This is a genomic window from Paenibacillus ginsengarvi (assembly GCF_003626695.1).
GTDB classification, from domain to species: domain Bacteria; phylum Bacillota; class Bacilli; order Paenibacillales; family NBRC-103111; genus Paenibacillus_AB; species Paenibacillus_AB ginsengarvi.
In genome coordinates, this window is sequence record NZ_RBAH01000038.1 from 1 (window position 1) to 13,827 (window position 13,827).

The 13,827-nt window shown below is 52.8% G+C and carries 14 protein-coding genes and 1 rRNA gene; 11 read left to right on the forward strand and 4 right to left on the reverse strand.

The window, feature by feature from the left end; all coding sequences use genetic code 11:
• Nucleotides 1–79, forward strand: a 5S ribosomal RNA gene (rrf, locus tag D7M11_RS38280); the annotation flags it as partial.
• A 51-nt stretch (nucleotides 80–130) separates the two neighbouring features.
• Here the strand turns inward: rrf and D7M11_RS32660 are convergent.
• Nucleotides 131–664 (reverse strand): YfiT family bacillithiol transferase, encoded by a 534-nt coding sequence (locus D7M11_RS32660; RefSeq protein WP_120751471.1) that lies wholly within the window; start codon nucleotides 662–664, stop codon nucleotides 131–133.
• 57 nt (nucleotides 665–721) lie between these two features.
• Entirely contained in the window at nucleotides 722–1,945 is a 1,224-nt protein-coding gene (locus tag D7M11_RS32665; RefSeq protein WP_193556336.1) for a mannosyltransferase family protein, read from the reverse strand.
• 364 nt (nucleotides 1,946–2,309) lie between these two features.
• On the opposite strand from D7M11_RS32665, the gene D7M11_RS32670 reads away from it, so the two are divergent.
• From D7M11_RS32670 to pssA, 7 genes are all read left to right on the forward strand, one after another.
• Nucleotides 2,310–2,771 carry a CtsR family transcriptional regulator gene (locus D7M11_RS32670; protein ID WP_120751473.1) on the forward strand — a complete coding sequence of 154 codons (462 nt, stop codon included), beginning with the start codon at nucleotides 2,310–2,312 and terminating at the stop codon, nucleotides 2,769–2,771.
• 90 nt (nucleotides 2,772–2,861) lie between these two features.
• The gene (locus D7M11_RS32675; protein ID WP_120751474.1) at nucleotides 2,862–3,380 is read left to right on the forward strand and encodes a protein-arginine kinase activator protein McsA; all 519 of its coding nucleotides are present in this window, start codon (nucleotides 2,862–2,864) and stop codon (nucleotides 3,378–3,380) included.
• A 62-nt stretch (nucleotides 3,381–3,442) separates the two neighbouring features.
• Nucleotides 3,443–4,465, forward strand: coding sequence for a protein-arginine kinase McsB (locus D7M11_RS32680; protein WP_120751540.1), 1,023 nt, complete (start codon nucleotides 3,443–3,445; stop codon nucleotides 4,463–4,465).
• Between the two features lie 23 nt (nucleotides 4,466–4,488).
• A complete protein-coding gene (gene clpC / locus D7M11_RS32685) occupies nucleotides 4,489–6,912 on the forward strand; it encodes an ATP-dependent protease ATP-binding subunit ClpC (protein ID WP_120751475.1) in 2,424 nt (807 codons plus the stop codon).
• A 169-nt stretch (nucleotides 6,913–7,081) separates the two neighbouring features.
• Nucleotides 7,082–8,449, forward strand: coding sequence for a DNA repair protein RadA (gene radA / locus D7M11_RS32690; RefSeq protein WP_120751476.1), 1,368 nt, complete (start codon nucleotides 7,082–7,084; stop codon nucleotides 8,447–8,449).
• 65 nt (nucleotides 8,450–8,514) lie between these two features.
• Complete coding sequence (gene disA / locus D7M11_RS32695) at nucleotides 8,515–9,591, forward strand: DNA integrity scanning diadenylate cyclase DisA (protein ID WP_275671753.1); 1,077 nt, start codon at nucleotides 8,515–8,517, stop codon at nucleotides 9,589–9,591.
• 98 nt (nucleotides 9,592–9,689) lie between these two features.
• Nucleotides 9,690–10,448 carry a CDP-diacylglycerol--serine O-phosphatidyltransferase gene (gene pssA / locus D7M11_RS32700; protein ID WP_120751477.1) on the forward strand — a complete coding sequence of 253 codons (759 nt, stop codon included), beginning with the start codon at nucleotides 9,690–9,692 and terminating at the stop codon, nucleotides 10,446–10,448.
• A 94-nt stretch (nucleotides 10,449–10,542) separates the two neighbouring features.
• On the opposite strand, the gene D7M11_RS32705 is transcribed toward pssA, so the two are convergent.
• Nucleotides 10,543–10,938, reverse strand: a complete 396-nt coding sequence (locus tag D7M11_RS32705; RefSeq protein ID WP_120751478.1) for a DUF1573 domain-containing protein — start codon at nucleotides 10,936–10,938, stop codon at nucleotides 10,543–10,545.
• A gap of 215 nt (nucleotides 10,939–11,153) precedes the next feature.
• On the opposite strand from D7M11_RS32705, the gene D7M11_RS32710 reads away from it, so the two are divergent.
• The 3 genes from D7M11_RS32710 (at nucleotide 11,154) to ispF (ending at nucleotide 13,490) form a co-directional block, all read left to right on the forward strand.
• Complete coding sequence (locus D7M11_RS32710; protein WP_120751479.1) at nucleotides 11,154–12,233, forward strand: PIN/TRAM domain-containing protein; 1,080 nt, start codon at nucleotides 11,154–11,156, stop codon at nucleotides 12,231–12,233.
• Nucleotides 12,234–12,297: 64 nt separating this feature from the next.
• A complete protein-coding gene (gene ispD / locus D7M11_RS32715) occupies nucleotides 12,298–13,008 on the forward strand; it encodes a 2-C-methyl-D-erythritol 4-phosphate cytidylyltransferase (RefSeq protein ID WP_120751480.1) in 711 nt (236 codons plus the stop codon).
• On the forward strand, nucleotides 13,005–13,490 hold the full coding sequence (ispF, locus tag D7M11_RS32720) for a 2-C-methyl-D-erythritol 2,4-cyclodiphosphate synthase (protein WP_120751481.1): 486 nt from the start codon (nucleotides 13,005–13,007) through the stop codon (nucleotides 13,488–13,490). Before ispD ends, ispF begins: the two co-directional genes overlap by 4 nt.
• A 124-nt stretch (nucleotides 13,491–13,614) precedes the next feature.
• Here ispF and D7M11_RS37190 read toward each other — a convergent pair whose 3' ends face one another.
• A complete protein-coding gene (locus D7M11_RS37190; RefSeq protein ID WP_205127144.1) occupies nucleotides 13,615–13,815 on the reverse strand; it encodes a hypothetical protein in 201 nt (66 codons plus the stop codon).
• Nucleotides 13,816–13,827 lie beyond the last annotated feature (12 nt).

Consider the following 13,827-nt stretch of genomic DNA (forward strand, 5'->3'; position numbering starts at 1 on the left):
CCCGAACACGACCGTTAAGCCCTCCAGCGCCGATGGTACTTGGACCGCAGGGTCCTGGGAGAGTAGGACGTTGCCAAGCGACACAAAGCCACATGGACGATGAATCCATGTGGCTTTTTTGTTTTTATTTTTAATTATTCCATCCCATCCGCTCCCGGAGCGAAAGCAGCTGCGCAAGATGATGTCGGCCATGCCACACGTACCGTTGCACGGCTTCGTTAAGGCTCATCGACCCGTGAGTCTGGCTTATAAAGCTTCGCTCGAATTCGTTTTCGCGCATGCTGCGGAGCAAGGCGGCAAAACGATCATGAACGGCTTTCATTAACACTAAGGAAATCTCTACAGGCACATTGTAATCGTCTAGTTGGGCCCACAAATCTTCCCGGTACGAGCCAGCTAGCGGACATTCCTCCGTAAGGGCCCGTTTGAACCGGATAAAGGCGTTCATGTCGTTATCGGCCATATGATGCACGACTTGTTGTACGGTCCAGCCTCCGGGCCGATAGGGCGTCGTTAGCTGCTCTGGCGTCAAGCTTTGCACGGTGAGTCTCACCTGTTCCGGAATTGCCTCAATATCCCGAATCCATTCGCCCCGCTGTGCAAATGTCGGATTCGTTACCGGTTCGAATAGGCCGATCGGATAACGCAAACGCTCAACATCCATGTTCCTTCTCCCCTCCTTTCCGAATACTCTCCAGATACTATAACGCCCTCTAAAGTATTAAGCCATGAAGTAGTAATCATTGAAGAAACCAATCGTCGTAATAATAAGAATTGCGGCAAATAAAAGCTGGTACGCAAACCGAATGTTTTCTCGCTTCTCCGTCAACTGAACGAGGTAAATATAGAACGGAATGACGACCATCATATACCGGACTACGCTGGCCAAGTACCACGGCTGGCTGGAAAAGGGAATAACGATCAACAAAGCCCCATACACCCAGAACAGCAACTGTTTCGGTTGCCGAAACAGCCGGTTGGCTTGAAAAATCAAGTAGATCAAATACACAAGAAACACGGCAGTAGACATCACGAAAGCGAGAAAACCATTGTCCCACCCGCCCGGAGCCATGAAGTACGGCTTCTTGAAGTAATGGATATAGGACGTAAACGGCAAAGAGGTGGCCCGGTACCACTGGCTTTGCTCATGAAAGGGCGCGAGCCAATCGCCGGTCTGCCATTTCATATAGAACAGATAGGCTCCCATCGGTACCAAAGCGAGCAGCGAGTAAAGCACCCAACGCACGTGATGTCTGGTGATCGGAATGCCTTCGGTAAAGAGGACGGTGCCAACAACGAAAAATAAATTGACGAAGCCGGGTACCCGGGTTACGGTCGATAACCCAGCGGCAATAAAGGCAAGCGCGTACCGCCTGTCCGCCGCGTAATATAGCGAAGCCGCCGATAGCAGCAAAAACAAGCTTTCCGTATAAGGAAGCGAGTAGAACAAAGAGGTCGGAAAAAGCAGCATGAGCAAGATGACGGTTCTGGATTGGCGCTCGTCCAATTGCTGCTGTTTGCAGATGCCGTACACGTAAAAAAGCGCGAGCAGAAAAAACAAATTCGATAGGATGCCGCCCAAAATAGCCAGATCGATCGAGCCGAACCAGGAGACCACATGGTCGGCCGCAGATAGAAGCATAGGATACAGGGGAAAAAACACCCAGTTGGCAGGCGGATGCGGATCATCGATCCGATAGCGGTCGTAGCCGTTTGCAGCAATATTCAAATAGGCGAAGCTGTCGAACTTCACGAAATCTTTCAAATTGGGCGTACGCATATCTTCAAGGCGAACGGGCAGCTTCATTGCCGTTTTCGGCACAACTCCGGGAGACTGCTGTTCGTAAACCGGCGGCTCGGTATAAGCTGCAAATAGATTGGTTCCGACGTATCCGGTAAAAAACAGGATGATTCTGCTGATGAGAACAAGCCCGATTAGGGACATGATCGTTGTTCTAGATAGCCCTTTAATCAAATGCTTTCAATCCTTTCTGTTCCTATTCAATTTTAACCAATTTATCCAAAGCCGAATACGGTTTCAAGTTAAAATAATGTGAAGACCACAGAAAAAACAGCAATTGGTTGTTCCAAGTCCGCTTAACCGGAAGCAAGATGTGCATACTGTCTTATACAGAGAGGTTTTCTGAAAAAAATTTCACGGATAACTTGGCAAATCGGGAAAAACAGGGTATAATAAGTCTAAAGTCAAAGAAAGTCAAAGTCAGAGTTTGAACTTTCCGACTTTTTAGTTTTTAATGAACAACTCAGGCAAGTTGAACGGCTTACCACACTTTATGGAGGGTATATTGATGCGTAATGTCTCCGATATCATCGAACAATATCTGAAGAACATTTTGCAGCAAAGCCCGAATGGAGTCGTCGATTTGCAGCGAAGCGAGCTCGCTGACCGGTTTCAATGCGTGCCTTCACAGATTAATTATGTAATAAGCACAAGATTTACGCTGGAGAAAGGGTATCTGGTCGAGAGCAAGCGAGGCGGCGGGGGATATATCCGCATCCAGCAGGTGGAGCTGCCTTCCAAGGAAGCAATCCACGTGCACATATTCAGCACGGTAGGTGAACAGATCGATCAGGCTACCGCAGAAGGCATTATATACCAGCTGGCCGAGGGCTGTTTCATTTCAACTCGAGAAGCGAACTTGTTGAAGGCCGCCATGTCCAGAGACGTATTGAAACTGAAGCTTCCGCAACGGGATGAAGTTCGGGCAAGCTTGCTCAGAGCTATGCTGATTGCATTGCTTAGCAAGTAGCTCAAAGTCACACAACCGAACCATGAAGGCCGATTTCGCTTTTGCGAAATATGACCATAGATGATTGATCCAAAGGAGGGGACGTAACCCGTGCTCTGCCAGGAATGCAATAAAAAACCGGCGACGCTGTATTTTACAAAAATCGTCAAAGGGGAAAAGACGGAATATCATATTTGCGAATCTTGCGCTCGGGAGAAAGGGGAGCTGATTCCGGGAACGTCGAACGGCTTTTCGATCCATAACCTGCTGTCGGGACTGTTGTTCGATCCCACTCAAACCTCAATCGGAACGAAGCCGCAGACGCTCCGCTGCGACAGTTGCGGCCTCACTTACAGTCAGTTCAGCAAAATCGGGCGATTCGGCTGCAGCTCCTGCTACGAGCATTTTTCGGAGAAGCTGGATCCGCTCTTCAAACGGGTGCATGGCAATAACGTCCACGTCGGCAAAGTGCCGAAGCGTTCAGGCGGCCTCATCCAATATAAACGGGAAATCGACAAACTCAAAAACGATATGCAGCAGCACATCACACGCGAGGAATTTGAGCAGGCGGCACATATTCGGGACCAGATTCGTGAACTGGAATCGAAGCTGAACTCATCGAACTCATAACGGAAGGGAGGCGGGAGAAGTTGGAACGGTCTGCAATTTTCGTGCAAGCGCTCAGCGATTGGATGAAGGGGAACAGCCCTGAATCGGACGTTGTCATTAGTACGCGGATTCGGCTCGCCCGCAATTTGCGAAGCCACCCCTTCCCGATGCTGTCGACAAACACCCAGTCCAAAGAAGTGATGGACCGGATCGTGAAGGTGATGCAAAGCGATGAGCTGCTTCAGATTAGCGGATTCGATCTGTTCGCGCTCGATCAGCTTGACGAGCTGCAAAAGCGCGTCCTGGTCGAAAAGCATCTGATTAGCCCGAATCTGGCCAACGAATCGCGTAACGGTGCGGTTCTGATTAGCCAAAACGAAGCGGTCAGCATTATGGTAAACGAAGAGGACCATCTTCGCATCCAATGTCTGAGCCCGGGATTCCAAATTCGCGAATCGTGGGAACTGGCCGATCGGATCGACGATGTTTTCGAATCGCAGCTCGATTTTGCGTTTGACGAACGCCGCGGTTTCCTGACAAGCTGCCCGACGAACGTAGGAACCGGAATCCGCGCTTCGGTTATGATGCATTTGCCCGCCCTCGTGCTAACCCAGCAGATGAACCGCATTTTACAGGCGATCAATCAGGTGGGCTTGGCGGTTCGCGGCATTTACGGAGAAGGCAGCGAGGCGCTCGGCAACATTTTTCAAGTATCGAATCAAATTACGCTGGGCCAATCGGAAGAAGAAATCATCGACAACCTGCACAGCGTTGCGAAACAAATCATCGAGCACGAACGGGCAGCCCGGCATAAGCTGCTGGAGGAATCGAAAATGCGCGTAGCCGACCGGGTTCAGCGCTCCTACGGCATCCTGTCGAATGCAGTCATCATGGATTCGAAGGAAGCGGCCCAGCGTTTATCGGACGTTCGGCTTGGAGTCGATCTGGGATTGCTCGATGTCGTCTCGCCGCATGTTCTCAATGAGCTGAATGTGATGACTCAGCCCGGGTTTTTACAACAATATGCCGGTAACAAGTTGTCGGCCGACGATCGCGACGTACGCCGTGCAGAATTGATTCGTCATAAAATGGCAAGCAAATCTTGATATAAATGGTGGAGGTGCTTTACATGATGTTCGGGAGATTCACGGAACGTGCGCAAAAGGTGCTCGCTTTGGCTCAAGAAGAGGCGGTTCGGCTTGGCCACAATAACATTGGCACGGAACATATTTTGCTCGGGTTAATTCGCGAAGGCGAAAGCATCGCCGCTAAAGCGCTGATCGCACTCGGTCTTAGCCTCGAGAAAATTCAGGACGAAGTGGAATCGCTTATCGGCAGAGGTCAAGAACAGCCGAGCAATATCGCCTATACGCCAAGAGCGAAAAAAGTAATCGAGCTGTCGATGGACGAAGCGCGCAAGCTGGGACATACGTATGTCGGCACAGAGCATATACTGCTCGGTCTGATTCGCGAAGGAGAAGGCGTAGCTGCCCGCGTGCTCAACAATTTGGGTGTCAGCCTGAACAAAGCCCGCCAGCAAGTGCTTCAATTGCTTGGCAGCAGCGAAGCGGTATCTTCGAGTCATTCGACGCCGGCGAACGTGAATACGCCGACTTTGGACGGCTTGGCCCGCGACTTGACTGCTTCGGCGAAGGAAGGCAATCTAGACCCGGTCATCGGCCGCGCCAAAGAAATCGAACGCGTCATTCAAGTGCTCAGCCGCCGGACGAAAAACAATCCGGTGCTCATCGGGGAGCCGGGCGTCGGGAAAACGGCGATCGCCGAAGGGCTAGCGCAAAAAATCGTCAACAACGAAATTCCGGAAACGCTGCGCGATAAACGCGTCATGACGCTCGATATGGGCTCGGTCGTGGCGGGTACGAAATACCGCGGCGAATTCGAAGATCGCCTGAAGAAGATTATGGATGAAATTCGCGCAGCTGGAAACATCATTTTGTTCATCGATGAGCTGCATACGCTGATCGGGGCTGGCGGTGCGGAAGGTGCGATCGACGCCTCCAACATTTTGAAACCGGCTCTGGCCCGTGGGGAGCTGCAGTGCATCGGGGCGACGACGCTGGACGAATACCGCAAGTATATTGAGAAAGACGCCGCGCTCGAGCGCAGATTCCAACCAATCACGGTCGATCAGCCGACGCCGGAAGAAGCGATTCTCATCTTGCGCGGACTCCGCGACCGGTACGAGGCGCATCATCGTGTCAAAATAACGGACGAAGCGATCGAGCAAGCGGTGAAGCTGTCGGATCGGTATATTTCCGACCGGTTCCTGCCCGATAAAGCGGTCGATTTGATCGACGAAGCAAGCTCGCGGGTAAGACTCCGTTCGTACACAATTCCGCCTAACCTGAAGCAGCTCGAAACGCAGCTTGACAATATCCGCAAGGAGAAGGATGCTGCGGTACAAAGCCAGGAGTTCGAAAAAGCCGCTTCGCTTCGCGATACCGAACAAAAAATGCGCGACGAACTGGAAGCGACGAAAAACGAGTGGAAAGAAAAACAAGGCCGCACCGATTCCGAGGTAACGCCTGACGATATCGCTCAAGTAGTTGCAAGCTGGACCGGCATTCCTGTTGTGAAGATGGCTGAGGAAGAGAGCCAGCGTCTACTGAAGATGGAAGATATTTTGCACGAACGCGTCATCGGCCAGGAAGAAGCGGTCAAAGCCGTCAGCCGGGCGATTCGTCGGGCAAGAGCGGGACTGAAAGATCCGAAACGTCCGATGGGCTCGTTTATTTTCCTCGGTCCGACCGGGGTCGGGAAAACCGAGCTGGCGAGAGCGCTGGCAGAGTCGCTGTTTGGCGATGAGAATGCGGTCATTCGCATCGACATGTCGGAATATATGGAGAAGCATTCGACTTCGAGGCTCGTCGGGGCGCCTCCGGGATATGTCGGTTACGAAGAAGGCGGTCAGCTGACCGAGAAAGTACGCCGTAAACCGTACTCGGTCGTGCTGCTCGATGAAATCGAGAAGGCGCATCCGGAAGTGTTTAACGTGCTGCTGCAAGTGCTCGAGGACGGGCGTTTGACCGACTCCAAGGGCCGCACCGTCGACTTCCGCAATACGCTCATCATTATGACGTCGAACGTCGGCGCCGAAATGATCAAGAAAAACTCCACGCTCGGCTTCACGGCAGCAGCCGATGCCGGCCGCGATTACTCGATCATGAAAGACAAAGTGATGGGCGAGCTTAAGAAAAGCTTCCGTCCGGAATTTTTGAACCGGATCGACGAAATTATCGTGTTCCATTCGCTTGAGCAGGAGCATATCGCCCGGATCGTCAGCCTGATGTCCGACGAGCTTAGCAAGCGTCTGCGCGAACAGGATGTTGAGTTTACGCTTACCGACAAGGGAAAGGCGTTTCTGGCGAAGGAAGGCTTCGATCCGACTTACGGGGCAAGGCCGCTGCGCAGGGCGATCCAGAAGCATATCGAGGACCGTTTGTCCGAGGAACTGCTTAGGGGCAATATCGCCAAGGGCGATTCGCTCACGATCGACGAAGTCGATGGCGAACTTGTCGTAATGAAGCAATGAGCTTGATGTAAAGATGGTGACCTACAAGCATTTCGGTTATCCGATTCGGGTAGCCGGAATGCTTTTTTTGCGTTTGAAGGAGCGGCAGACCGGCACTATGTTGGCGGGGTTTTCATTGTATTCGCGAAATGGTACACTTTGGGTACCATATAGAAGCAGAGGAATGTACATGTCGAAGCTGAAAACAAAATTTTGCTGTCAAGAATGTGGGGCAGAATCGCCTAAGTGGCTCGGCAAATGCCCCGGTTGCGGCGCCTGGAACAGCATGGTGGAAGAAGTGGAGATGACCGGGAAGTCGAAGGGATTCCAGTCCTCTCTGACCCAGACGAAAGAAAAAGCAACTTCGATCATACATATAGAAAGCAGCAGCGAGAAACGCATTTTGTCCCGCATGGGCGAGCTCAACCGGGTGCTCGGCGGAGGAGTCGTGCCGGGTTCGTTAATACTCGTTGGAGGAGACCCGGGCATAGGCAAGTCGACGCTGCTGCTCCAGCTGTCGCATCAGATGACGTCCGTCGGCCTGAAGGTGCTGTACATATCGGGGGAGGAATCGATTCGCCAGCTCAAGATGAGAGCGGATCGGCTGGATGCTTTATCCGAACGTTTGTTCGTTTTATGTGAAACGAATGTCGAAATGATCGAAGAAGCGATCGAGAACGAGAAGCCGGACTTTATGGTCGTGGACTCGATTCAAACGGTGTTTCATCCGGCGGTAACGTCGGCCCCGGGAAGTGTTGCGCAAGTTCGCGAATGTACGGGGCATTTTATGCGAATAGCTAAAATCAAAGGAATCGCTACCGTGCTCGTCGGTCATGTGACGAAGGAAGGGGCGATCGCCGGTCCTCGCCTGCTCGAGCATATGGTCGACTGCGTGCTGTATTTCGAAGGGGAGCGTCATCATTCGTACCGGCTGCTGCGTGCGGTGAAGAACCGGTTCGGCTCCACGAACGAAATGGGCATTTTCGAAATGATCGAAAATGGCTTGCGCGAGGTGACGAATCCGTCGGAACTGTTCTTGTCCGAGCGGCCGCTGGGCGTATCCGGCTCTACCGTAGTGGCCAGTATGGAAGGGACGCGGCCCGTGCTCGTAGAGCTGCAAGCGCTCGTTTCGAGTACGAACTTCCCAAGCCCTCGGCGAATGTCCGCAGGGATCGACCATAATCGGCTGTCGCTTATTATAGCTGTACTGGAGAAAAGGGTCGGGATGTTTTTGCAAAATCAGGACGCCTACTTAAATGTAGCCGGAGGCGTCAAGCTGGACGAACCGGCCGTCGATCTGGCGGCTGCGGTCGCTATCGCCTCGAGCTTCAAGGACCGGCCGACGCAGCCGTTTGATGTCGTATTCGGCGAGATCGGACTGACGGGCGAGGTGCGGGGCGTATCGCGCATTGATCAGCGCGTGAAGGAAGCGCAGAAGCTAGGCTTCAAGCGGGTCATTATGCCGCGTAAAAGCTTGAAGGGGTGGACGCCTCCGCAAGGGATTGACATTATCGGAGTGGAAACCGTCGCGGAAGCGCTGGCTGCCGCTTTGGAATAAGGAAGTAAGGAGTCGCTATTTCACGGAACAAGGAAGCACATGCGGTCCCATAAGGAGGCTATGAAGTGAAGGACGATACGAAGCGGGACGTCATGACGCAGATTTTGCAGCTGGTGGCTCCGGGTACGCCGTTCCGCGAAGGGCTCGAAAACGTGCTCCGAGCCAAAACCGGCGCACTCATCGTAGTGGGCTACAGTCCCGGCGTAATGGAAATTGTGGATGGGGGCTTTTCCATCAATTGCGACTTTTCCCCCAACTATTTGTACGAATTGGCCAAGATGGACGGGGCTATTATATTAAGCGAGGACATTAAACGGATTTTGTATGCGAATACGCAGCTCATTCCGAACTCGACGATTCCTTCCATAGAAACGGGCATCCGTCACCGGACGGCCGAACGGGTGGCCAAGCAAACGGGCAAACTGGTCGTGTCGATTTCGCAAAGGCGTAACATCATTACGGTGTATCAGGGTAATTTGCGCTATTCGCTCAAGGATATCGGCGTTATTCTGACGAAAGCGAACCAGGCGATTCAGACGCTGGAGAAATATCGCTCGGTGCTCGATCAGGCGCTTACCAATCTTGGTGCCACCGAATTCGAGGAGCTCGTTACGTTGTACGAAGTGGCGAGTGTCATTCAGCGGTTTGAGATGGTGCTTCGCGTCAAAGCCGAAATCAAACGTTACATTAACGAGCTCGGCACGGAGGGCCGTCTGATCAGTATGCAGCTCGAGGAGCTTGTGGGCAACATCGATTATGAAGCGGTTCTCGTCATCAAAGATTATTGCCGTGAATGCAGCGACGAGAAGACGAAGGAAATAGCCGCCGGACTCAAAAAGCTGAACGCCGAGGAACTGCTCGATCATCAGCATATCGTTCGGCTGCTCGGTTATCCCCACACAAGCTCGATGCTGGAAGAAACGGTTGCTCCCCGGGGATACCGGATGCTGAACAAGCTGGCTCGTCTGCCGGCCGTCATTATCCAGAACCTGGTCGACCGCTTCGAGAAGCTGCCGCATATCGTCATGGCGACGATTGAAGAGCTGGACGAAGTGGACGGGATCGGCGAAGTTCGCGCACGTGCGATCAAGGAGGGGCTGAAGCGCATCCAAGAGCAATTGTTCATTGACAGACATATATAAGTTGCCCTACAATCAGAAGATAGGTTCGCGTTACCCGGAGCGCGAGGGTTGATTCGCGTAGCTTTGGGGCATAGTAAAGGGTAGAGGTGGAGCCTTTCATGATAAGAAATTCGATTCCCAGCATGTTTACGGTAGGTAACTTGTTTCTGGGGATTATTGCTATTATTTTGGCGTTTAATTCCGGCGCGGACAACAGCAATGCCGAGCTCGCCGCCATCTTCGTCATTGTGGCGATGCTGCTGGACGGACTTGACGGCCGCGTGGCCCGGGCGCTGAATGCGCAAAGCGAATTCGGCAAGGAGCTGGATTCGTTATCCGACGTCATCTCGTTTGGCGTTGCGCCGGCTTTTATAATGTACGTTGTCGCTTTTCAAAATATGGAGGCTTCCGCGCTCGCATGGATCGTTACCGCGATTTTCCCGATCTGCGGCGCCTTGCGGCTCGCTCGCTTCAATGTTATTTCCGGTACGCCCGGCTATTTCATCGGCTTGCCGATTCCGGCAGCCGGCAGCGTGCTTAGTACGCTCGCGCTATTCCATAACGAGATCCCTTCCGCGATCTTGCTGGCGAGCACGGTTGTACTGTCGCTGCTGATGGTTAGCACCGTTAAATATCCAAATTTCAAAAAAGTGGGCATCCCGAAAACGGCGATTTGGCTCACTCCGATTATTGTAGCCGGAGCGGTGACGCTGGCCGTTATTTATCCGGGGCTGCTTTCCAAGCTGATTTTCATTCCGCTGCTGATCTATGCTTTATATGGGCTTAACGGCCTAAAAAAAAACGCTAGAAGACTATTCCGCCGCCGAAAAAGAGCGAAACAGCTAGACGAGCCGGCCAAGTCGGAAACGCACGGCTAACTGAAGGTGTATTCACGAAAATAAAAAGCATTTATTTTCTGGTCTCAGAAAATAAATGCTTTTTTTGTTTCTTCGTAACGGACGAAGGTTACATTTACGATAAGTTGAACAACCCGAGCGTGGAGCATTTTTGCGATTCCTTGGCAAGCGTATCGTCCAGGTCCAGCTCCAGCAGATTGCATAGGGCGGACAAATAGAACAGTTGTTTGCCAAGTTGAACGGTAATCGCATCGATACAGTTTTCGCATAATTGGCCGTTTACATGGGTCTGGATAATCGCTTTTGTTTCCTCCAGCGTTAATTCCTCGGTATAAGGCTGCTTGTTCGCCTGTAGCGAGATACAGCCGCATTCGGTAACCGACTTGATGACGCTGCGATTGACGGAGGCGCTCGCCTGCTGCGATTTGGACAAGACGTCCAGCAAACTTCGGTGACGGAGTAGCAAATCGGAAACTTGCTCTTGAAACTGCTTCAGCGTTAAGCCGCTCATTCCATTCACCCCGAATTTCCCAGATTCTAACTACGTTACATTATAAAAGAATCGATCCCAAAGTTCAATTTGCGCGAAAAAGTTTGCGGGTCCGGATTAGCCGCCTACATATTGGAACATAATTGGTAATAAGCGGCTTCGGGTGAACACCTCTTGGGCACCAAAGCGCTGCAATTCACATAGTACAGTTTTTATCGTTCATGGAGGTGAATGGGATGGCGAAACGCCAGCTCCAGCTCATTCTCGCTATTGCGGGAGGATTGCTGGGTTACGGATGGAATGGAGCGATCGAGCAATTTTTGTTAAAATCTGTAGGTCCATTATTGGGAGTGGAGCATATTGCGGGGCCGGCTTATTGGGCCGCCGGTATCGGCGCTGTTCTTTTTTATGCCGCTTCGGCGCTGGTGTTCGGTTATGGGGCGGAACGGATCCGCACACTTGAGGATCAGATTCTCAAGACGCCTACGCTCGATCTGCTGTCGGGGCTCGCGGGACTTGTACTCGGGCTTATTATATCGGCCCTGCTGCTGCCGATGCTGACGAAGGCGGGCTGGCTCGGTACGCTGCTCATGTTTGTGCTGACTGGCTTGCTCGGCATTTACGGATTCCGCATCGGCTACCAGAAGCGGGAAGACCTGCTGAACGCGTTCACATCAGGCGGGGGCAAAAGCGGCATGCCAAAAAAGGACGAGCATAAGATCTTGGATACTAGCGTCATCATAGACGGCCGGATCGCCGACATTTGCAAAACCGGTTTTATCGAAGGAACGCTTGTCATCCCGGAGTTTGTGCTCGAGGAGCTTCAGCATATTGCCGATTCCTCGGACCTGCTCAAGCGCAATCGCGGCCGCCGCGGACTCGATATTTTGAACAAAATCCAGAAGGAGCTTGACGTGAAGGTACTCATCTACGAGGGCGACTTCGAGGAAATATCCGAGGTGGACAGCAAGCTGGTGAAGCTGGCCAAGGCGCTGCAGGGCAAAGTGATTACGAACGATTTCAACCTGAACAAAGTATGCGAGCTGCAAGGCGTGTCGGTGCTCAATATTAACGATCTGGCCAATGCGGTCAAACCGGTTGTTCTGCCCGGCGAGGAAATTCTCGTTCAGGTGATTAAGGACGGCAAGGAGCAAGGTCAGGGCGTTGCTTATCTGGATGACGGTACGATGATCGTTGTAGAGGGCGGACGCGAGTATATCGGGGCGACGATCGAGGTGCTCGTGACGAGCGTATTGCAAACGTCCGCAGGCCGGATGATATTCGCCAAGCCGAAACTGTTGGAAAAAGCGCAGTAAAACGATTATGATAGGAAGATGGGCTTACCCATAATCGTAAATGAGGCGGGGCAGGGAAGAAGCAATGTCAAGAAATGGCGTCGTCGTTGTGGCGGCGGGTAAAGGAAGCCGGATGGGAGCACCTGAGAGCAAGCAGTACTTGCAGCTTCAGGGCAAGCCGATTCTGGTACATACGCTTGAGATATTCGAGCGGACGCCGGAGATCGAGGCGGTAGTGCTTGTAACGGGGAGCGAAGATATCGGCCGCTGCATCACGTATGTCGAGAAGTACGGGCTTACGAAGGTCGTAGCCGTCGCTTCCGGGGGCGAGGAACGCCAGCATTCGGTCCGGATCGGTCTGGAGCGATTGCCGGAAGGGATCGAGGTTGTCGCGGTCCATGACGGCGTAAGGCCTTTCGTGACCGAGGCGAAAATAGCGGAATGCTTACATAAAGCACATGAAGCGGGCGGCGCCGTGCTTGCGGTGCCGGTTAAAGATACGATCAAAGTCGTGGACGACTCCGGGCGAATCGACAGCACGCCGGATCGCAAAAGCTTGTGGGCGGTGCAAACCCCACAGGCTTTTCGGCTTGGCCTGCTTCGGCAGGCGCATGAGCTTGCGGTGCGCGACGGGTTTATCGGCACGGACGATGCCATGCTCGTCGAGAGAACCGGGCATTCCGTCTATATCGTCGAGGGCGATTATACGAACATTAAAATTACGACCCCGGACGACATGCTGCTGGCGCAGCGCCTTTTGGAACGAACACAAATGGGAGAGGATGAGCCGTCATGATACGAGTCGGACAAGGCTTTGACGTACATCAGCTGGTGGAAGGGCGCAAATGCATCATCGGAGGCGTGTCTATTCCTTACGAAAAAGGGCTGCTCGGCCATTCGGACGCTGATGTGCTGCTCCATGCGATTACGGATGCCATTTTGGGAGCTTTGGGCCAGGGCGATATCGGCAAGCATTTTCCCGATACGGACGAAGCTTATAAGGATGCCGACAGCGTCAAGCTGCTGGAGGACGTATGGGCGATGGCGAAGCGGATGGGCTACAAGCTTGGCAACATCGATTCGACGATTATTGCCCAGAAGCCGAAGATGGCTCCTTATATACCGGAAATGACGCAGTTAATCGCTCGTGTGCTCGGTGCCGAGGAGATTTCCCAGGTGAACGTGAAGGCGACGACTACGGAGAAGCTTGGTTTTACCGGACGCGGGGAAGGGATTGCCGCACAGTCAGTCGTATGCCTGCTGAAGACGGCACCGTGATTGGTACCGTTCGCTCCAAGATCCTCTAATGGGTTTGCCCTGGGAATGAGCCGGAAAGCGGTTGTCATCCCCGGGTCGATATTGTATACTTGGTTTAATTTAAGATTTGACCTTATATTTCAAGCTACGATCGGGAAAGTACGTGACGGTCGGGATTGACAGAGAGGGCGATCGGCGTTATCAGCGCCGGCTGGAAGTTGCCCATTCCCGCGGAAACGGAAATGCGCCCGTGAGCTGCAACGCCGAGCTGCTTGCCAGGGTAGGCGCTGCCGTGAGTCCGCGTTAAGGATACGAAGAGGGATAGCCGCGATTGCCGGCTGTCCAAGCAGAGTGGAAC